The 19,372-nt window shown below is 53.8% G+C and carries 13 protein-coding genes, 4 tRNA genes and 3 rRNA genes; 15 read left to right on the top strand and 5 right to left on the bottom strand.

Translation table 11 applies throughout. The annotated features are described in order from the left end of the window. The first annotated feature begins 292 nt into the window (after window positions 1-292). From H3L92_RS11225 to H3L92_RS11200, 6 genes are all read left to right on the top strand, one after another. A 16S ribosomal RNA gene (locus tag H3L92_RS11225) occupies window positions 293-1,833 on the top strand. A 115-nt stretch (window positions 1,834-1,948) separates the two neighbouring features. Next, window positions 1,949-2,025: transfer RNA gene (locus H3L92_RS11220), tRNA-Ile, on the top strand. A gap of 5 nt (window positions 2,026-2,030) precedes the next feature. Beyond that, window positions 2,031-2,106 (top strand) — tRNA-Ala (locus H3L92_RS11215). A 353-nt stretch (window positions 2,107-2,459) separates the two neighbouring features. Then, window positions 2,460-5,343 (top strand): 23S ribosomal RNA (locus H3L92_RS11210). A gap of 148 nt (window positions 5,344-5,491) precedes the next feature. Next, window positions 5,492-5,604 (top strand): 5S ribosomal RNA (gene rrf / locus H3L92_RS11205). The 16S, 23S and 5S rRNA genes sit together here with 2 tRNA genes alongside, the layout of an rRNA operon. A 200-nt stretch (window positions 5,605-5,804) precedes the next feature. Further along, window positions 5,805-6,104, top strand: coding sequence for a ComEA family DNA-binding protein (locus H3L92_RS11200; RefSeq protein ID WP_085366598.1), 300 nt, complete (start codon window positions 5,805-5,807; stop codon window positions 6,102-6,104). A 223-nt stretch (window positions 6,105-6,327) separates the two neighbouring features. On the opposite strand, the gene H3L92_RS11195 is transcribed toward H3L92_RS11200, so the two are convergent. After that, window positions 6,328-6,822 (bottom strand): hypothetical protein, encoded by a 495-nt coding sequence (locus H3L92_RS11195; protein ID WP_085366547.1) that lies wholly within the window; start codon window positions 6,820-6,822, stop codon window positions 6,328-6,330. A gap of 366 nt (window positions 6,823-7,188) precedes the next feature. Between H3L92_RS11195 and H3L92_RS11190 the strand changes: the two genes are divergently transcribed. Both H3L92_RS11190 and H3L92_RS11185 read left to right on the top strand, forming a co-directional pair. Beyond that, window positions 7,189-8,301, top strand: coding sequence for a YjgN family protein (locus H3L92_RS11190; protein WP_085366549.1), 1,113 nt, complete (start codon window positions 7,189-7,191; stop codon window positions 8,299-8,301). Window positions 8,302-8,323: 22 nt separating this feature from the next. Further along, complete coding sequence (locus tag H3L92_RS11185) at window positions 8,324-9,322, top strand: M48 family metallopeptidase (RefSeq protein ID WP_085366551.1); 999 nt, start codon at window positions 8,324-8,326, stop codon at window positions 9,320-9,322. 74 nt (window positions 9,323-9,396) lie between these two features. Here H3L92_RS11185 and asd read toward each other — a convergent pair whose 3' ends face one another. After that, the gene (gene asd, locus H3L92_RS11180) at window positions 9,397-10,518 is read right to left on the bottom strand and encodes an aspartate-semialdehyde dehydrogenase (RefSeq protein WP_085366553.1); all 1,122 of its coding nucleotides are present in this window, start codon (window positions 10,516-10,518) and stop codon (window positions 9,397-9,399) included. 141 nt (window positions 10,519-10,659) lie between these two features. Here asd and H3L92_RS11175 point away from each other — a divergent pair, with 141 nt between their 5' ends. Then, complete coding sequence (locus H3L92_RS11175) at window positions 10,660-11,259, top strand: RDD family protein (RefSeq protein WP_085366555.1); 600 nt, start codon at window positions 10,660-10,662, stop codon at window positions 11,257-11,259. 259 nt (window positions 11,260-11,518) lie between these two features. Here H3L92_RS11175 and H3L92_RS11170 read toward each other — a convergent pair. From H3L92_RS11170 to H3L92_RS11160, 3 genes are all read right to left on the bottom strand, one after another. Next, a tRNA-Ala gene (locus H3L92_RS11170) sits at window positions 11,519-11,594 on the bottom strand. 7 nt (window positions 11,595-11,601) lie between these two features. Beyond that, window positions 11,602-11,678 (bottom strand) — tRNA-Met (locus H3L92_RS11165). Between the two features lie 146 nt (window positions 11,679-11,824). Next, entirely contained in the window at window positions 11,825-12,973 is a 1,149-nt protein-coding gene (locus tag H3L92_RS11160; protein ID WP_085366557.1) for a class I SAM-dependent methyltransferase, read from the bottom strand. Window positions 12,974-13,292: 319 nt separating this feature from the next. Here H3L92_RS11160 and mraZ point away from each other — a divergent pair, with 319 nt between their 5' ends. From mraZ to H3L92_RS11130, 6 genes are all read left to right on the top strand, one after another. Then, window positions 13,293-13,748 carry a division/cell wall cluster transcriptional repressor MraZ gene (mraZ, locus tag H3L92_RS11155; protein ID WP_085366559.1) on the top strand — a complete coding sequence of 152 codons (456 nt, stop codon included), beginning with the start codon at window positions 13,293-13,295 and terminating at the stop codon, window positions 13,746-13,748. Next, window positions 13,745-14,704 (top strand): 16S rRNA (cytosine(1402)-N(4))-methyltransferase RsmH, encoded by a 960-nt coding sequence (gene rsmH, locus H3L92_RS11150; protein ID WP_085366561.1) that lies wholly within the window; start codon window positions 13,745-13,747, stop codon window positions 14,702-14,704. Before mraZ ends, rsmH begins: the two co-directional genes overlap by 4 nt. 57 nt (window positions 14,705-14,761) lie before the next feature. Then, window positions 14,762-15,022 carry a cell division protein FtsL gene (gene ftsL, locus H3L92_RS11145; RefSeq protein ID WP_085366563.1) on the top strand — a complete coding sequence of 87 codons (261 nt, stop codon included), beginning with the start codon at window positions 14,762-14,764 and terminating at the stop codon, window positions 15,020-15,022. A 55-nt stretch (window positions 15,023-15,077) separates the two neighbouring features. Then, window positions 15,078-16,829 carry a peptidoglycan D,D-transpeptidase PBP2 gene (gene penA, locus H3L92_RS11140; protein ID WP_085366565.1) on the top strand — a complete coding sequence of 584 codons (1,752 nt, stop codon included), beginning with the start codon at window positions 15,078-15,080 and terminating at the stop codon, window positions 16,827-16,829. A gap of 10 nt (window positions 16,830-16,839) precedes the next feature. After that, on the top strand, window positions 16,840-18,336 hold the full coding sequence (locus H3L92_RS11135) for a UDP-N-acetylmuramoyl-L-alanyl-D-glutamate--2,6-diaminopimelate ligase (protein ID WP_085366567.1): 1,497 nt from the start codon (window positions 16,840-16,842) through the stop codon (window positions 18,334-18,336). A gap of 74 nt (window positions 18,337-18,410) precedes the next feature. Continuing rightward, entirely contained in the window at window positions 18,411-19,280 is an 870-nt protein-coding gene (locus H3L92_RS11130; protein WP_245945438.1) for a peptidase, read from the top strand. Window positions 19,281-19,372 lie beyond the last annotated feature (92 nt).

The raw sequence follows: 19,372 nt of genomic DNA, 5'->3' as shown, positions 1-19,372 counted from the left end.
CCATTTTCAGGCGGCTTATTGTTTGCGTTGAATTAAATATTGTTGTGAAACAGTCGGTTGTTGTTTTTGTTGTGGGATTTTTCGGTTTTTGTGTTGACTGTTTTGTTGTTGGTTGTGTATAGTTCGCCTTCTTCGCTGCTTCGGCGGCAGGAAACGCTCTTTAACAACACAGATTACCGATAAGTGTGAGTGCCTTAGTGCCTCACACTGCGACAAAAAACAGACAAGATGTAGATATATCTATTCTTTGTCGGTTTCTTTGAAGCAGACCAGAAGTTAAAAGTTAGAGATTGAACATAAGAGTTTGATCCTGGCTCAGATTGAACGCTGGCGGCATGCTTTACACATGCAAGTCGGACGGCAGCACAGAGAAGCTTGCTTCTTGGGTGGCGAGTGGCGAACGGGTGAGTAACGCATCGGAACGTACCGAGTAGTGGGGGATAACTGTCCGAAAGGATGGCTAATACCGCATACGCTTTGAGAAGGAAAGCGGGGGCTCTTCGGACCTCGCGCTATTCGAGCGGCCGATGTCTGATTAGCTGGTTGGTGGGGTAAAGGCCTACCAAGGCGACGATCAGTAGCGGGTCTGAGAGGATGATCCGCCACACTGGGACTGAGACACGGCCCAGACTCCTACGGGAGGCAGCAGTGGGGAATTTTGGACAATGGGGGCAACCCTGATCCAGCCATGCCGCGTGTCTGAAGAAGGCCTTCGGGTTGTAAAGGACTTTTGTCAGGGAAGAAAAGCTTCGGGTTAATACCCCGGGGTGATGACGGTACCTGAAGAATAAGCACCGGCTAACTACGTGCCAGCAGCCGCGGTAATACGTAGGGTGCGAGCGTTAATCGGAATTACTGGGCGTAAAGCGGGCGCAGACGGTTACTTAAGCAGGATGTGAAATCCCCGGGCTTAACCTGGGAACTGCGTTCTGAACTGGGTGACTAGAGTATGTCAGAGGGGGGTAGAATTCCACGTGTAGCAGTGAAATGCGTAGAGATGTGGAGGAATACCGATGGCGAAGGCAGCCCCCTGGGATAATACTGACGTTCATGCCCGAAAGCGTGGGTAGCAAACAGGATTAGATACCCTGGTAGTCCACGCCCTAAACGATGTCAATTAGCTGTTGGGGTACTTGATACCTTAGTAGCGTAGCTAACGCGTGAAATTGACCGCCTGGGGAGTACGGTCGCAAGATTAAAACTCAAAGGAATTGACGGGGACCCGCACAAGCGGTGGATGATGTGGATTAATTCGATGCAACGCGAAGAACCTTACCTGGTCTTGACATGTACGGAACCCTCCAGAGACGGAGGGGTGCCTTCGGGAGCCGTAACACAGGTGCTGCATGGCTGTCGTCAGCTCGTGTCGTGAGATGTTGGGTTAAGTCCCGCAACGAGCGCAACCCTTGTCATTAGTTGCCATCATTTGGTTGGGCACTCTAATGAGACTGCCGGTGACAAGCCGGAGGAAGGTGGGGATGACGTCAAGTCCTCATGGCCCTTATGACCAGGGCTTCACACGTCATACAATGGTCGGTACAGAGGGTAGCCAAGCCGCGAGGCGGAGCCAATCCCAAAAAACCGATCGTAGTCCGGATTGCACTCTGCAACTCGAGTGCATGAAGTCGGAATCGCTAGTAATCGCAGGTCAGCATACTGCGGTGAATACGTTCCCGGGTCTTGTACACACCGCCCGTCACACCATGGGAGTGGGGGATACCAGAAGTAGGTAGGCTAACCGCAAGGAGGCCGCTTACCACGGTATGCTTCATGACTGGGGTGAAGTCGTAACAAGGTAGCCGTAGGGGAACCTGCGGCTGGATCACCTCCTTTCTAGAGAAAAGAAGGGGTGCTTGGGCATTCACACTTATCGGTAAACTGTGAGACGAAGATGCGGGCAAGGGTTTCGGATGGCGGATGGAGACATTTGTTGTTCGAGGCACGACCTGGGTTTGTAGCTCAGCTGGTTAGAGCACACGCTTGATAAGCGTGGGGTCGGAGGTTCAAGTCCTCCCAGACCCACCAAGATTGGGGGCATAGCTCAGTTGGTAGAGCACCTGCTTTGCAAGCAGGGGGTCATCGGTTCGATCCCGTTTGCCTCCACCAAAAAACGCTGCAAATGAAAGCGAATTGAAGAGTTTGCTTTGATTTGCGCCGTTAGGAATAAAGCATTCCGAATAACGCATCGATCTTTAACAAATTGGAAAGCCGAAATCAACAAACAAAGACAATGTTGGTCGGATTGGGAAGCGTCAAAGCGCGGCCCGCAGGCGGTTGAAGCCGTCTGAAAAGAATCCGGCCACAGTATTTGGGTGATGATTGTATCGACCGTATCCTGAAAGACAAAAGGCGGGATACGGTACACAACAAAGCAGTAAGCTTTATCAGATTAGGGAATCTAAGCTAGCCGGCTAGTCAACGGTTGGGTTAGCGAAGTCAGAAGGTTCTTCAAATGATAGAGTCAAGTGAATAAGTGCATCAGGTGGATGCCTTGGCGATGATAGGCGACGAAGGACGTGTAAGCCTGCGAAAAGCGCGGGGGAGCCGGCAATAAAGCAATGATCCCGCGATGTCCGAATGGGGAAACCCACCGTATTCTGTACGGTATCCTTATCTGAATACATAGGATAAGAGAAGCGAACCCGGAGAACTGAACCATCTAAGTACCCGGAGGAAAAGAAATCAACCGAGATTCCGCAAGTAGTGGCGAGCGAACGCGGAGGAGCCTGTATACGATAGCCGTTGGGATAGAAGAACAAGCTGGAAAGCTTGGCCATAGTGGGTGATAGCCCCGTATTCGAAATCCGAATGGTGGTACTAGGTATACGACAAGTAGGGCGGGACACGAGAAATCCTGTCTGAAGATGGGGGGACCATCCTCCAAGGCTAAATACTCATCATCGACCGATAGTGAACCAGTACCGTGAGGGAAAGGCGAAAAGAACCCCGGGAGGGGAGTGAAAGAGAACCTGAAACCTGATGCATACAAACAGTGGGAGCCCTAAGGGGTGACTGCGTACCTTTTGTATAATGGGTCAACGACTTACATTCAGTAGCGAGCTTAACCGGATAGGGGAGGCGTAGGGAAACCGAGTCTTAATAGGGCGACAAGTTGCTGGGTGTAGACCCGAAACCGAGTGATCTATCCATGGCCAGGATGAAGGTGCCGTAACAGGTACTGGAGGTCCGAACCCACGCATGTTGCAAAATGCGGGGATGAGCTGTGGATAGGGGTGAAAGGCTAAACAAACTCGGAGATAGCTGGTTCTCCCCGAAAACTATTTAGGTAGTGCCTCATGTATCACTTCCGGGGGTAAAGCACTGTTATGGCTAGGGGGTCATTGCGACTTACCAACCCATGGCAAACTAAGAATACCGGAAAGTGCAATCATGGGAGACAGACAGCGGGTGCTAACGTCCGTTGTCGAGAGGGAAACAACCCAGACCGCCAGCTAAGGTCCCCAATGACAGATTAAGTGGTAAACGAAGTGGGAAGGCCCAGACAGCCAGGATGTTGGCTTAGAAGCAGCCATCATTTAAAGAAAGCGTAATAGCTCACTGGTCGAGTCGTCCTGCGCGGAAGATGTAACGGGGCTCAAATCTGTAACCGAAGCTGCGGATGCGCTTGGCGCATGGTAGGGGAGCGTTCTGTAGGCCGTAGAAGGTGTGTTGTAAAGCATGCTGGAGGTATCAGAAGTGCGAATGTTGACATGAGTAGCGATAAAGCGGGTGAAAAGCCCGCTCGCCGAAAGCCCAAGGTTTCCTACGCAACGTTCATCGGCGTAGGGTGAGTCGGCCCCTAAGGCGAGGCAGAAATGCGTAGTCGATGGGAAACGGGTTAATATTCCCGTACTTTGATTCAATGCGATGTGGGGACGGAGAAGGTTAGGTTAGCAAACTGTTGGAATAGTTTGTTTAAGCCGGTAGGTGGAGTGTTTAGGCAAATCCGGACGCTCATAACACCGAGAAGTGACGACGAGTATCTACGGATACGAAGTAACCGATACCACGCTTCCAGGAAAAGCCACTAAGCTTCAGTTGGATCAGAACCGTACCGCAAACCGACACAGGTGGGCAGGATGAGAATTCTAAGGCGCTTGAGAGAACTCGGGAGAAGGAACTCGGCAAATTGATACCGTAACTTCGGGAGAAGGTATGCCCTTCGATGTTAAGCCCTTGCGGTGTAAGCATTGGAGGGTCGCAGAGAATCGGTGGCTGCGACTGTTTATTAAAAACACAGCACTCTGCTAACACGAAAGTGGACGTATAGGGTGTGACGCCTGCCCGGTGCTGGAAGGTTAATTGAAGATGTTAGCGCATCGGATCGAAGCCCCAGTAAACGGCGGCCGTAACTATAACGGTCCTAAGGTAGCGAAATTCCTTGTCGGGTAAGTTCCGACCCGCACGAATGGCGTAACGATGGCCACACTGTCTCCTCCCGAGACTCAGCGAAGTTGAAATGGTTGTGAAGATGCAATCTCCCCGCTGCTAGACGGAAAGACCCCGTGAACCTTTACTGTAGCTTTGCATTGGACTTTGAAGGCACTTGTGTAGGATAGGTGGGAGGCTGAGAAGCAGAGACGCTAGTCTTTGCGGAGCCGTCCTTGAAATACCACCCTGGTGTCTTTGAGGTTCTAACCCAGGTCCGTGATCCGGATCGGGGACCGTGCATGGTAGGCAGTTTGACTGGGGCGGTCTCCTCCCAAAGCGTAACGGAGGAGTTCGAAGGTTACCTAGGTCCGGTCGGAAATCGGACTGATAGTGCAATGGCAAAAGGTAGCTTAACTGCGAGACCGACAAGTCGAGCAGGTGCGAAAGCAGGACATAGTGATCCGGTGGTTCTGTATGGAAGGGCCATCGCTCAACGGATAAAAGGTACTCCGGGGATAACAGGCTGATTCCGCCCAAGAGTTCATATCGACGGCGGAGTTTGGCACCTCGATGTCGGCTCATCACATCCTGGGGCTGTAGTCGGTCCCAAGGGTATGGCTGTTCGCCATTTAAAGTGGTACGTGAGCTGGGTTTAAAACGTCGTGAGACAGTTTGGTCCCTATCTGCAGTGGGCGTTGGAAGTTTGACGGGGGCTGCTCCTAGTACGAGAGGACCGGAGTGGACGAACCTCTGGTGTACCGGTTGTGACGCCAGTCGCATCGCCGGGTAGCTAAGTTCGGAAGAGATAAGCGCTGAAAGCATCTAAGCGCGAAACTCGCCTGAAGATGAGACTTCCCTTGCGGTTTAACCGCACTGAAGAGTCGTTCGAGACCAGGACGTTGATAGGTGGGGTGTGGAAGCGCGGTAACGCGTGAAGCTAACCCATACTAATTGCTCGTGAGGCTTGACTCTATCATTTGAAGGACTTTGGACGGAAACGTAAACAAAGCATCAAAGAGAAAGCTTACTGATGAAGATACTTCGTCACCGAAAAGTTGATTAAAGAATAAATAAGCGGAGCAAAAGCTCCGTAACGGCTTACCGATTTGTACAGTTTAAGTCTGGCGGCCATAGCGGGTTGGTCCCACGCCTTCCCATCCCGAACAGGACCGTGAAACGACCCAGCGCCGATGATAGTGTGGATACCCATGTGAAAGTAGGTCACTGCCAGACACCCATTCAGAGCCCCCGGTACGGAAGTATCGGGGGCTTGTTCCATGGGAAGTGTTGCCGGGCGGCGACAACGGTTACCATAGTTATTAATTGAGGGGGTGGAAGTGTTTGAAAAGCGGCAGTCATCGCTTATGATAGACGGCGTGCCGGAAAAGACCGGCACGGTTTAGAGACATTCATTACGGAGGAAAAGCATGAAACTGAAACATTATCTCTTCGGTGCCCTGGCGGCACTGGCGGCACCGCTGCTGCTGGCGGCGGTGAACATCAACACCGCGACGGCGGAGGAGCTGAAGGCGCTGCCGGGGATAGGGCCGTCGAAGGCGGCGGCGATCGTGGCGTACCGTGAGCAGAACGGGCCGTTCAAGAGCGTGGACGATTTGCAGAACGTGAAGGGGATAGGCGCGGGGATACTGGCGAAGCTGCGTGAGGAGGCGACGGTGGGGGCCGGGGCGGCGAAGAAGGCGCAGCCCGCGGTGAAAAAACCGGCCGGTAAGTAGTGAAGCTGCCGGCAGGCTGTGCAGGGCAAGTATAGTGAATTCAAATAAAAACTCCGAAATGAAATAACTGCATTCAAACTTGCAATTGGGCGATATGCTAAAGAATCGTTTTACCCTACTTCGGCATTCTTATTTTAATCCACTATAGATGCAAAGGCCGTCTGAAATGAATCTATTTCAGACGGCCTAATTGCAGGGCTGGTTTCTTGAATATCGTGTTGTGCTATTCGGCAGGTGTTGTGGCAGCCGTATGCTTATGCAGCCGGTACCAGCCGGTTAAACGGTATAGGCATAGGCAGGCAACGAGAGGTTGGCAGATGGCAATGATCAGGTATCGGGGCGAACCGAATGCAATGGTATTATGGACGCCTGCCAGTTTGATTAAAGCCCATGCCCATTGCCAAAGAGACGGTATGCTGAAAGCGAGCACAGCCACCAGGCCGAGTGTGCGGAAAACGCCGATGGGCAGAATTTGCTGCTGCAACACGCTGCGGTTGAGTTTCAGCAAAGTCCACAAGCCGAAACCGATAATTAGCACCATACCGCCGTTTGCTGCAACTTGGAGACCGCTGAAAGCAATATCGGGAGAAACGGGCAGCCCGTCTTTCGGTAATTGGGATTGGCTCAGGTTGAAGCTTTGCAGGATATTGATGACAAAAGTGTATGCCATATCGGCCAATACCAGCCATATCGGTAACGGGGTCAGTAAGCGGTTCATATTTCAGAGCAGGCGTAAAAAAACGCAGTTTAAAGTATTTACGGGGGAATATGAACGGGGTAATACAATTAATCTGTTTGATTCCGATAAAAATATATGGGATTTTAAGAAATTAAAGATACAGCTGTTCAGAAAATGAAATAGCGATAGTTGCTTGGATTGGAACCAATGAATCTTTAAGTAGAGGCGGTTAGGTATTTTTGCAAAGATCTCGATATAGAAAATACTTTGTGATCCATTATCCAGTTATCTAAATGACAGCTCCTTTCAAAAAGCAGGCCGTCTGAAAAATGCATTTTGTATTTTTCAGACGGCCTGAATATAATTCGGCTGTTGATTCGTTAATGTTAAAAGGGAAACTTAAGGATGAGCAGTTTATCTGAGCAGGAAAACCGATATGATGAAAGCAGCTTGGCCGTGCAAGAAAACGCCGAAGTAGCAGTGCCGGCTACCCACATAGAGCAAGGGCAGCAATGGCGTTTTGGGTTTCACGGTAACGCCGGAGAATATTTCAACATTTGGATTGTTAATATTTTCTTAACTATCATCACCTTAGGCATTTATGCGCCGTGGGCGAAAGTACGCCGTTTGCGCTATTTTTACGGTAATACCCGGTTGGGTGGCGATCAATTCGATTTTACGGCTCTGCCCTCGCGGATTTTAATCGGGCGGCTGATTGCCGTGGTGCTGTTTGCGGCGTTTTCGGTGTTGTCAGAGTTGGATCCGGCTTATGCGCTGGCGGTATGGGGAGTGGCATTGGTTGCCGTGCCGTGGCTGGTGCGCTCTACTATGCGTTTCCGCGCCAGAAACAGTAAATACGGCAACAGCCGCTTTTATTTTTCTGCTTCCCAAGGGCAGACTTATTGGCTGTTTGCCAAATGCCTGTTGGTTACGCTTTTGAGTTTCGGCTTGCTCTATCCGGTGGCGCTGTATTGGTTTAAATCTTATCAAATCAACCATCTGCATATCGGCGGTTTGAAGTTTGAATTGCAATCGGGTTGGGCCGATTTTTACGGCGCGGTGTTGAAGCCTTATTTATGGATACTGCTGGCCGGATTTGTGGTTATGATATTGGGTATGATGTTGCAAACCCCCGGGCGTCCGGAGGTGGTGGGCGGTTTGTTTGTAGCGGCTGCTGCGGCACTTTATATTTTAATGATAGGTTTGTTTGTGCCGCTGACACAAGCCTATCTGTTCCGCGCCACCTGGCAGAATGTGCAAGTGGGTAACAGCCGTATTTCCACCGATTTGTCTCCGATAAAATATGCGTGGATTAAATTCACCAACTATGTTGCCATGGTGTTCACCCTCGGCCTGCTGCACCCGTGGGCGGCGGTCAGGCTTTATCGGTATCAGTCGGCATCGTTGCAGGTGGATTTGTATGATGATCCGCAAAACCTGGTTAATCAGGCACAGAATGATCCGCACAGCATAGGCGAAGAAATCGCCGATGTGTTCGATATCGATATTTCACTGTGAGACGGCAGCGGGAGAACAGGTAATGGCAGAATCTGTTACGGTACGTTATTACGACGGCAAGCGCAATACGCCCCATCAGGCCGAATTGTCGCTGGACGGAGAGCGGTTGCGCATCGTTTACGGCGGCGGCCAAACAGATTTTTATCCGCTGCACAGCGCGGCCTACCTTGCGGGCGTGGGCGGGGTATTGCCGGTGTTGGAGTTGCCGGATGATGCCCGCATCGAGTTTCCCGACCATCATGTGCCCGACTGGCTGCCGCTGCAAAACAGGGCCATGCTGAAGCATGTCGGCCGGCTCGAACAGAGCTGGAAATGGGCAGGCATCGGCTTGGTTGTAGTGGTTTGTGTGATTACGGCGGTGTTTAAATGGGGCATTCCTGCCGCCGCCTATTATGCCGCCCGGCATTTGCCTGCCCAAACGTTGGACGACATCGGCGGCCAGGCCGAAAAAGCCATTGTCGGTTTAACCGGAGAAAGCCGCCTGAGTGCGGCGAGAAAGCGCGAAATATCGAATCTTTATCAAACCTTAAAACCGGAAAAGCCCGCAAAATTATTGTTCAGACAAGGGAACGGCCTCGGGGCCAATGCTTTGGCCATACCCAACAATACGATAGTTTTAACCGACGAGCTGATCGCCCTTGCCAAGCACGATAATGAAATTCTTGCGGTTTTGGCCCATGAGCAAGGCCATTTAAGCGAGCGGCACAGTTTGCAGCAGGCTCTGCGCGGAATCGGCACCGGCGTGTTTTTGCTGCTGATAACGGGTGATACAAGCGATTTGCTTTCCAACCTGCCGGCCATGCTGGTGGCAGCGCAGTATTCCCAAACATTCGAGCTGGAAGCCGACCGTTATGCCATTAACGCATTGAAGCGTCAAAATATTCCGCCAAAACACCTGGCAGATTTCTTGCAACGCTTAAACAGCAGCCACGGCCACGGCGAAAGCGGTGCGGCACAGGTGTTCGGCTCCCATCCGGTAACTGCCGAGCGGGTGAAACAGGTGGAAATGTTAGCCGAATAAAACAGATATGAAAAAGGCCGTCTGAAACATTTCAGGCGGCCTTTAGTCATTACATTATATGTTTGGCAAACCGGTTACGAATCCAAATTGCCCAACACAATCCGCAGCATACGGCGCAGCGGCTCGGCGGCCCCCCAAAGAAGCTGGTCGCCAACGGTAAATGCGCTGATGTATTCGCCGCCCATGCCCAGTTTGCGGATGCGGCCCACGGGTACGCTTAATGTGCCGGTTACTTTGGCGGGGGTCAGCTCGTGGATGCTGGCTTCTTTTTCGTTGGGGATAACTTTCACCCAATCGTTGGCTTCGGCCAGCAGTTTTTCGATTTCGGCCACCGGCAAATCTTTTTTCAGCTTCAGCGTGATGGCTTGGCTGTGGCAGCGCATCGCGCCCACGCGCACGCACAGGCCGTCGATAACGGTGGGGTTGGCGCTGCGGCCGAGGATTTTGTTGGTTTCCACGCCGCCTTTCCATTCTTCTTTCGATTGGCCGTTGCCCAAGTCGGCATCAATCCACGGAATCAGGCTGCCGGCCAGCGGCACGCCGAAGTTGGCGGAGGGGAAAGCATCGCTGCGCAGAAAATCGGACACTTTGCGGTCGATATCCAAAATCGCGCCGGCGGGGTCGGCGATTTCGGCTTTGACTTCGTTGTGAATCGCACCCATGCCTTCGATCAGTTCGCGCATATTTTTGGCACCCGCGCCCGAAGCGGCTTGGTAGGTCATGCTGGTTGCCCATTCCACCAAGTCGTTTTGGAACAGGCCGCCCAAAGCCATCAGCATCAGCGATACGGTGCAGTTGCCGCCGATGTAGTTTTTCACACCGTTTTGCAGGGCTTGGCCGATAACGTTGCGGTTGACGGGGTCGAGAATAATCACCGCATCGTCGTTCATGCGCAGCGAAGAAGCCGCATCAATCCAATAGCCGTTCCAGCCGGAATCACGCAGCGGTTTGAATACGGCTTTGGTGTAATCACCGCCCTGGCAGGTAACGATGATGTCCATTTTCGCCAGCTCGGCGGTATCGTTGGCATCCAACAGGGTTTTGGCGGCTTGGCCGAAGTCGGGAGCGGCGCCGCCTACGTTAGAGGTGGTGAAGAATACGGCTTCGGGAATATGGGCGAAGTCGTTTTCTTCCTGCATGCGCTGCATCAAAACCGAACCGACCATGCCGCGCCAGCCGACGAATCCTACTTTCATTGTTTGCTCCTAAACGAAAAATTGTTTACAAAATAAGGAAAGATAATCAAGTTAGCGTTTTAACCCCCGAAAGGGTAAAAGTAAAGGCTTTTTTGTGGTAAGGTGGCAAAATTTTCCAAATCTTGAAACGGAGCGTCAAATATGGACACACTCAATTCCCACCCCGCACCCGCCGGCGAAGAAATCGTGGAGGTGGATATTGCCACGGCGGGCAGCAGAATCGCGGCCTATCTTTTGAATGTGGTGTTTACCGTGCTGGTTTTTGTTCCGTTTTTTTACAGCATTGTGCTGCCCCTAATGGAGCATTGGGATGAGCAGAACCCCGAATTTTTGGATCAAATCGCGTGGAACGGCCCTTTGGTGGCGGGCAGCTTGCTGCTGTTGCTGGTTTATGCAGCCGCACAAATGTGGCTGATGGCGCGGGACGGGCAGTCTTTCGGCAAAAGAATCATGAAAATCAGAGTGTTGAAAAGCAACGGTGAAAACCCCGGCTTTTGGGGCACGGTGATGCTGCGCGAGATTTTGTTTAACGTTATCGTGAGCATTGCTTCGATGATTGCGGGTTATCTGATTACGCTCGTGGTGCAAGGCAGCCCTGAAACGGCCGAATTGATTGGGAATGCGTTATCACAGCTGTTGTGGGTGGTGTGTTTGGTGATGTTGTTTAACAAAACGAAAAACCGCCGCACTTTGCAGGATATGCTGGCTGATACGGTGGTGGTTAAACTGCCGGAAAGATAATTTTGCGCAGGCTGAGATCTTTGCAAAATTCTTTTAGATACCTGAAAATACTTGCGTCATACTCGGGCTTGACCCGAGTATCTGTTTGTTTTAGAAGAAAAAGGGATACTCTGGTCAAGCCCGAGTATGACGAAACATAAGTAAATTCAGGACTAAAACGACTTTTGGCAAAGGTCTCAAGATTGAAGGCCGTCTGAAACTTTTCAGACGGCCTTCACAGTAAAAAAGCACTTGGTTTTAACCAAGTGCTTTTCAAATCTGGTGGAGGTAAGCGGGATCGAACCGCTGACCTCTTGCATGCCATGCAAGCGCTCTACCAACTGAGCTATACCCCCAAAGTTCTGGTGGCGAATCAGGGACTCGAACCCCGGACACAAGGATTATGATTCCTCTGCTCTAACCGACTGAGCTAATTCGCCGTTTGGTGAAAGCGCAATTATACGGTTTTTTTCCGGACGGGCAACCGCTTTATCGGAAATTATGCGCTTTCATTTGATTTTTATGGGAAAAAATATTTAAAGGCCGTCTGAAATGTTTTCAGGCGGCCTTTGCCGTGCGGAAAGATCTAAAGTTTGTGACAGATGTCGCCCGATATAAAGCCCTGCCAATCCACTTCTACGCCGCGCCCGAACGCCATCACTTTAAACAGTTCGCCCATTTCGTGTTGGCCCAACAGTTTGTGCAGGGCGGCGGTTTCGCGGATATAGGCGGGTGTTCCGGGTTTGGCGGTTTGTGCCAGCAGGCCGGTGATGCCGAGGTTGAGCAAGAAATTGGCCTGGGTGGTGTAGCCGATTAAATCCAAGCCGCCGTCGGTGCCGGCTTGGGCAATATCGGTGAAGTTGACATGGGCGGTCAGATCGGTGAGGCCGATGTGGAAAAACGGATCGTGTACGGTGTGGTGGCGGTAGTGCCCGATTAAGGTGCCCGCGTGCCGCTGTGGGTGGTAATACTGGGCGGCATCGAAGCCGTAGTCGATAAAAATCATGCCGCCACGCACGAGTTTGCCCGCCAGCGTGCGGATAAAGGCGTGTTGGGCGGGGTGCAGCTCGCTGGTGTACGGCTCGTCGGGCGGAAAGCAGGCGGCGGCGCTTGCCAGCAAGCCGGCTTGTTCGAGCAGGCGCGGGGCTTGGACGAAAGCATTATGCTCCAATGCCACACCGATTTGCCAAAACTGCCCGTGTTCGCGTCGGATAAGCTCGCAGGGCATGGCATCGAGCACTTCGTTACCGATGACGATGCCGTCGAAAGTGTCGGGCAATTCGGCTAAGTGGATAACTTTCCCGGCCGCTTCCGGCACTTGTTTGCAGATGCGATCACGCTGGCGTTCGGCCAGTTCGCTTGATATTTCAATGATGTAGTAATTCTTGAGGCCGTCTGAAAGCGATTGCAGCAAATCGGCGGCCAATTCGCCTGTGCCGGCGCCGAATTCATAGATGTTGCCGTCGGTTTGCGGCAGCAGCGGGGCAAGTTGGTTGGCGAGTGTGCGGCCGAACAAGGGGGTGAGGGCGGGGGCGGTAACAAAATCGCCCGCCGCCCCGATTTTGTGTGCGCCGCCGGTGTAGTAGCCGTATCGGGGGGCATAGAGCGCCAGCTCCATGAAGCGGGAAAACGGAATCCAGCCGCCGCGCCCGCGGATGTCTGCCGCAATCAGGCTTTGCAAGGCTTCGGAGGATGTTGCGGCGGCGGCAGAAGGGGCGGGTAATTGCGCAGTCATAAATGTTAGAACGTGTAAATTTTATCAAAGGGCCAAGATATTATACCCTTTATTAGAAAACGGACTCTATTTCATAATTTTTACTATATATGGTAATTGTAATATAATATTAATACTAGATATTGTGTTTTTATGTGTGTCAGGTGCATAAAGCGGGCGAGATGTCTGCTTTTTTGATGCTTAAGTGTTTGTCTTACTGGTTATTTTTTCAGAAAAGCGGGTTTGACCGCAATGTTGAAATTGCATATAGTGTGGGCATGTGGGGTAATGTGTGTCAAAGTGTCTTCATTGCCCGTTTTTAATCACGGAGTGGGATAAAGTGTTTGGCGGCGTTCACGAGTTGAGCATAGACAGCAAAGGGCGGTTGGCGATTCCTGCCAAGTTCCGCGAACTGCTGTTGCGCCATTACACACCGGCCGTTGTGGCAACGCTGGATTCGCGCAGCCGCCTGCTGATTTATCCCGAAGCCGAATGGGAAGGCGTGGCCAGGCAGCTGCTGGCGTTGAAAACGGCAGGCAATCCTACGCTGCAACGCTACCAAAACCTGTTGCTGCACAATGCCGACACACTGGAGCTGGATACGGCCGGGCGCGTGTTGCTGCCCGCCAACCTGCGCCGCCGCGTGGATTTCGATAAGGAAGTCACGCTGGTGGGGCGTGCCAACCGCTTGGAGCTGTGGGGACGCGAGCATTGGGAGGCTGAAATGGATCAGGCCTTGGATATCGATCCCGACGAGTTGGCTTCCGAATTGAGCCAAACGGATTTGCAACTGTGAGCGGTGCCGAAACTTTGCAGCACATCACCGTGCTGCTGCACGAGGCGGTGGATGCGCTGGCCGTGCGGGAAAACGGTGTTTATGTGGACGGCACATTCGGCAGGGGAGGGCATTCCCGCCTGATTCTGTCGAAACTGGGCAGCGAAGGCCGCTTGGTGGTGTTCGACAAAGACCCGCAGGCCATTGCCGTTGCCAACGAATTGGCGGCGCAAGACAAGCGCGTGAGCGTGGTGCATAACGGCTTCGCTACTTTTCAGACGGCCTTAGACGGGCTGGGTATCGGCCAAATAGACGGCGCCTTGTTTGATTTGGGCATTTCGTCGCCGCAGATCGACGAAGCGGCGCGCGGATTCAGCTTCCGTTTCGATGCTCCGCTGGATATGCGCATGGACCCTACGCGCGGCATTTCGGCGGCCGAATGGCTGGCAAGCGCCGCCGAGCAGGAAATACACGAGGTAATCAAAAATTATGGTGAAGAGCGGTTTAGTCGCCAGATTGCGCGCGCTGTCGTTTCGCAGCGCGAAACGGCGCCCATCGATACAACCCGCAAGCTGGCGCAGCTCGTGGCGCAAAACGTCCGTAGCCGCGAGCGCGGACAAGACCCGGCGACCCGGACGTTTCAGGCCGTTCGCATCTTCATCAACCGTGAGCTTGAAGAAATAGAAGCCGTGCTGCCGCAGGCGGCGGGTCGCCTGAAAGAAGGTGGCAGGCTGGCGGTGATTGCCTTCCACTCGCTGGAAGACCGCATCGTAAAACAGTTTATCAAGCGTTATTCGCAGCATCCGCCCTTGCCCCGCTGGGCGGCGGTGAAAGAAGCCGATTTGCCGCAGCCGCCGTTAAAGCCGGTGGGCAAGGCCGTTAAGCCGGACGGAGAGGAAACCGCTGCCAACCCGCGCGCACGTTCGGCCGTATTGCGTGTTGCCGAGCGCACCGGCGGCAGTTTTGAAGCATGTTAACCGGCGGCGCGCCTGCCGGTGCAACAGGCCGTCTGAAAACGAAGGCCGTTTGAAAATATGAATAAATTAAACGTTATTTTATTGGTAGTGGCATTGTTGTCGGGCTTGGCGGTGGTAACCGTGCAAGACCAGTCGCGCCAATACTATATTTCGCTGGATAAGGCCGAAAAGCACGAAGTCCAGCTTGAGCAGGATTATGCGCGTTTGAAGCTCGAACAGGCCAAGCTGTCGAACCATACACTAATTAAAGAAGCGGCGGAGCGGCAAAGGCTGCAACCCCCGAGCGCATCAGATACACGCATGATTGAAATGAAATAAACGGCGGTTTCTTAAAAACAAATCGAGGCCGTCTGAAAAAAAACGAGAAGTTGCTATGTTGATTAAAAACGAATATAAGCCTCAGATGCTGCCCAAGCAGCCCAAAGCCAAGAAACCCGTTTCTACCAACGGGCGGATTGCCTTTGTGCTCGGCGGTTTGGCTTTGGCGTTTGCCGCGCTGGTGGGGCGGGGGGTTTACCTGCAAACCACGCAGCATGAATTTCTGAAAAACCAGGGCGACCAGCGCTTCGTGCGCACGGTGGCGCTGCCCGCTTCGCGCGGCACGATTACCGACCGCAACGGCGCCACGCTGGCCTTGAGTGCCCCTACCGAATCACTGTATGCCGTGCCTTCCGGCATGGATATCCAGCCGACGGCCGAACAGCTTGAACGGCTTTCGGCGCTTATCGGCGTGCCCGTTGCCACCATCGAAGAGCGTTTGGCGAAAAAAGACAAAGATTTTATCTATCTGAAACGCCAGTTGAATAAAGAAACCGCCGATAAAGTGGCGGCCTTGGGCATCAAAGGCTTGGCGTTCCAGCAGGAAACCAAACGCCACTACCCGATGGGCAACCTGTTTGCACACGTTATCGGCTTCACCAATATCGACGGCAAAGGCCAGGAAGGGCTGGAGCTGGCGCGTGAAGACGATTTGCGCGGCGAAAACGGTGCAAAAGTGGTGCTGCGCGACAACAAAGGCAATATCGTCGACAGTCTCGATTCCCCCCGCAACCGCGATCCGCAAAACGGCCGCGATATAGTGATGTCGCTCGACCAACGCATTCAGGCGCTGGCTTATGACGAGCTGAACAAAGCCATTGCCCACCACCGCGCCAAAGCCGGCAGCGCCGTTGTGCTCGATGCGCAAACCGGCGAGATTCTGGCGCTGGTAAACAGCCCCGCCTACGATCCCAACAATCCCGGCGGAGCCGACAGCGAGCAGCGCCGCAACCGGGCCGTTACCGATATGATCGAGCCGGGTTCGGCCATGAAGCCGTTTCCGATTGCCAAGGCATTGGACGAAGGCAAAGCCAGCGTGAATTCGCGCTTCAACACCCTGCCGTTCAAAATCGGCCCCGCCACCGTGCGCGACACCCATGTTTACCCTTCGCTCGACGTGCGCGGCATCATGCAGAAATCGTCTAACGTGGGCACCAGTAAGCTGTCGGCCATGTTCAAGCCCGAAGAAATGCACGCGTTTTACCAAAGCCTGGGCATAGGCCGCCGAATGCACTCCGGCTTTCCCGGCGAAACACCGGGCATGCTGCGCAAATGGCAGAACTGGAAACCCATCGAACAGGCCACCATGTCGTTCGGTTACGGCCTGCAAATGAGCCTGCTGCAACTGGCACGCGCCTATACCGTGATTACCAGCGACGGCGAACTGCTGCCCGTAAGCTTCGAAAAACAGGAAGCCCCGCCCAAAGGCGAGCAGATTATCAAGCCCGAAACTGCCCGCGCCGTACGTGAAATCATGATTTCCGTTACCGAAAAAGGCGGCACCGGCACCATGGGCGCGGTTGACGGCTTCGATGTCGGTGCCAAAACCGGCACGGCCCGCAAACTGGTCAACGGCCGTTATGCCAGCGACAAACACGTTGCCACCTTCATCGGCTTTGCGCCTGCCGAGAAACCGCGCGTGATTGTGGCCGTTTCGGTGGACGAACCCTCCGCCAACGGTTACTACGGCGGCGTGGTTGCCGGCCCCGTGTTCAAAGGCATCATGAGCGGCAGCCTGAATATTCTCGGCGTGTCGCCCACCAAACCTCTGAAGGAAACCCCCACCATTCAGACGGCCAAACGATAAAGAGTTTTTTATGTTCAGCGAACGAGTTCCCCCTGCTGAAACCGACCTGCCGCCCCTGCTGTGCGAAAGCGCAGCAGGGCGTTTGCTGCATTCGGACAGCCGGAAAATCCAGCCCGGCGACATCTTCGTCGCCTGCCAGGGCGAATACACCGACGGGCGCAGCTTCATTCCTGCCGCCATTGCCAACGGCGCCGCCTTCGTGTTTTGGGACGACGACGGCAGTTTTGCCTGGCAGCCCGAATGGAGCGTGCCCAACCAAGGCATCAAAGATTTGAAACACCGCGCCGGCATACTGGCCGCCGAAGTGTACGGCAACGTTTCAAACAATCATGCAAACGGCCCCGCCGTTTGGGGCGTTACCGGCACCAACGGCAAAACCTCGGTAACCCAATGGCTCGCACAAGCCGCCGACCTGCTCGAAGGCCGCCCGAAAAGCTGTGCCGTTATCGGCACCGTCGGCAACGGCTTTTGGGGCGAGTTGGTAGAAGCCACCCACACCACGCCCGACCCCGTTTCCGTGCAAACCCTGCTCCACCGCTTCAAACAGCAAGGCGCGCGCGCCGTGGCGATGGAAGTGTCCAGCCACGGCCTCGACCAAGCACGCGTTAACGGCGTGCCCTTTCAGACGGCCGTGTTCACCAACCTCACCCGCGACCACCTCGACTACCACGGCAGCATGGAAGCCTACGGCGAAATCAAATCGCGCCTGTTTTACTGGCAGGGCCTGCAACACGCCGTGATTAATGCCGACGACGGATACGGCGCCGAACTGGCAGGCCGTCTGAAAACCGAACGCCCCGGCCTGGCCGTTTACCGCTACGGTTTTGCCGAAGATGCCGACATCCGCATTACCGGCTTTAGCGCCACATCCGGCGGCATGACGGTTATGCTTGACACCCCGTGGGGCGCGGGCAAATGCCAAACCCGCCTGCTCGGCTGCTTCAACGCCCAAAACCTCGCCGCCTGCGTGGGCGTGTTGTGCGCCGCAGGCTACCCGCTGCAACCGGTATTAAACGCACTCGCCCGCATCCGCCCCGCCACCGGCCGCATGGACTGCATCATGAACCCCGGCAAACCGCTGGTGGTGGTCGATTACGCCCACACGCCGGACGCCCTCGAAAAAGCGCTCGCCACCTTGCAGGAAATCAAACCGCAAGGCGCGAGCCTTTGGTGCGTGTTCGGCTGCGGCGGCAACCGCGACAAAGGCAAACGCCCGCTGATGGGTGCCGCCGCCGTTGCGGGCGCCGACAAAGTGGTGGTTACCAGCGACAACCCGCGCATGGAAGAGCCGCAGGCCATTATCGACGACATCCTTCCCGCCGTGCCTAACCCCGAACACATCGAAGCCGACCGCCGCGCCGCTATTGAATATGCGGTTAAACACGCCGCGGCAGACGATATCATTCTGATTGCCGGCAAAGGCCACGAAACTTATCAGGACGTGCAGGGCGAGAAGCATCATTTTTCCGATTTCGAAGAAGCGGAAAAAGCGCTGGCGCAAAGATGAAACCGGGTGGCAATCACTGTTTCAGTCGGCCTTTGGGTGTTGTTTGAACAGGCCGTCTGAAAAACCGAGGAAGCATGATGGATACAAAAAAACTCGTGAAAGCCAGCAACATCATCGGTGTGGTGTCGATAGTGCTGCTGGTGTATTGGGTATTTGCCTTTATCCTGATTCAAGTGTTCGGGTTGAAAGTATTCCGCGAACACATCACCGAAATCTTCGGCTTGAGCATTTTGGGCGTGGTGGCGTTGATGGCGGGGGCGTTGATGCTGAACATTATGCTGAACCTGACCCGTATCGCCGAACGCGGCGAAGAGGTGTCGGTTAAGAGCGGCAAAAAATGGCTCTACGCCTGCCTGCTGGTTTTCCCGCTGCTGGCCGCGCTGCTCTTCGGCGGCAATTACCTGACCGCCCAACAGAAGCAGCAGCTTTTGATTGAGTCGGCGCAGCGGCTGATACAAAACCACCCGAAGCAAACCGAAGCCGTTACCGCCTACCGCTTCGGGCTGCCCTATATACGCAACACCGCCGGCCATTTGGAATTGCTGGAAAAACAAGACAGCGCATTTAACAGCGTAACCGTTATCGTGCCCGACAACATCGGCGGCACGCCGGTTTATCTGAATTTCGGCAGCAATATCCCGAAAGAAGGAGCTGCCGAAACAGCGGCTGCCGCGGTTGCAGATAACGGCAGGCAGGAAGACGCCGTAACCTACCGCACCGCCGAGGGCAAACAGGAAACCCTGCGCAAAGCCGACTACCTGCACCGCGCCGACTTGCGCGAGCGGGAATACCTGCAAAAAGTGTTTCAAAACCAATCGGATGAAATCCGCTTTGTGTCGGATAACGGCAGATACGAGTTGTTTTACCCCTATCGTAAAAACGGCCGCACCCTGGCAGTATTCCGCCTTTCCGATTACCAGTATTACGGCAAGTTAGGCAGCTAGCCAAACAAGATGCAAGATAAAAACTGCGGCCGCAGGCCGTTTGAAAATTAAACAAACGCACAACTCACTTGAACAAACAGAAAGGAAAACCG

It is taken from the genome of Neisseria dentiae, from assembly GCF_014055005.1.
GTDB classification, from domain to species: Bacteria; Pseudomonadota; Gammaproteobacteria; order Burkholderiales; family Neisseriaceae; genus Neisseria; species Neisseria dentiae.
Note: the sequence above shows the minus strand (reverse complement) of the source record. Positions and strands in the feature narration are given on the sequence as shown.

What these genes read in the sequence shown, in the direction of transcription:
- penA (WP_085366565.1), top strand. Translation starts at nt 15,078, where the DNA reads ATGTTGATTAAAAACGAATATAAGCCTCAGATGCTGCCCAAGCAGCCC.
- ftsL (WP_085366563.1), top strand. Translation starts at nt 14,762, where the DNA reads ATGAATAAATTAAACGTTATTTTATTGGTAGTGGCATTGTTGTCGGGC.
- H3L92_RS11190 (WP_085366549.1), top strand. Translation starts at nt 7,189, where the DNA reads ATGAGCAGTTTATCTGAGCAGGAAAACCGATATGATGAAAGCAGCTTG.
- H3L92_RS11135 (WP_085366567.1), top strand. Translation starts at nt 16,840, where the DNA reads ATGTTCAGCGAACGAGTTCCCCCTGCTGAAACCGACCTGCCGCCCCTG.
- H3L92_RS11195 (WP_085366547.1), bottom strand. Translation starts at nt 6,822, where the DNA reads ATGAACCGCTTACTGACCCCGTTACCGATATGGCTGGTATTGGCCGAT.
- H3L92_RS11175 (WP_085366555.1), top strand. Translation starts at nt 10,660, where the DNA reads ATGGACACACTCAATTCCCACCCCGCACCCGCCGGCGAAGAAATCGTG.
- asd (WP_085366553.1), bottom strand. Translation starts at nt 10,518, where the DNA reads ATGAAAGTAGGATTCGTCGGCTGGCGCGGCATGGTCGGTTCGGTTTTG.
- H3L92_RS11130 (WP_245945438.1), top strand. Translation starts at nt 18,411, where the DNA reads ATGATGGATACAAAAAAACTCGTGAAAGCCAGCAACATCATCGGTGTG.
- H3L92_RS11160 (WP_085366557.1), bottom strand. Translation starts at nt 12,973, where the DNA reads ATGACTGCGCAATTACCCGCCCCTTCTGCCGCCGCCGCAACATCCTCC.
- H3L92_RS11185 (WP_085366551.1), top strand. Translation starts at nt 8,324, where the DNA reads ATGGCAGAATCTGTTACGGTACGTTATTACGACGGCAAGCGCAATACG.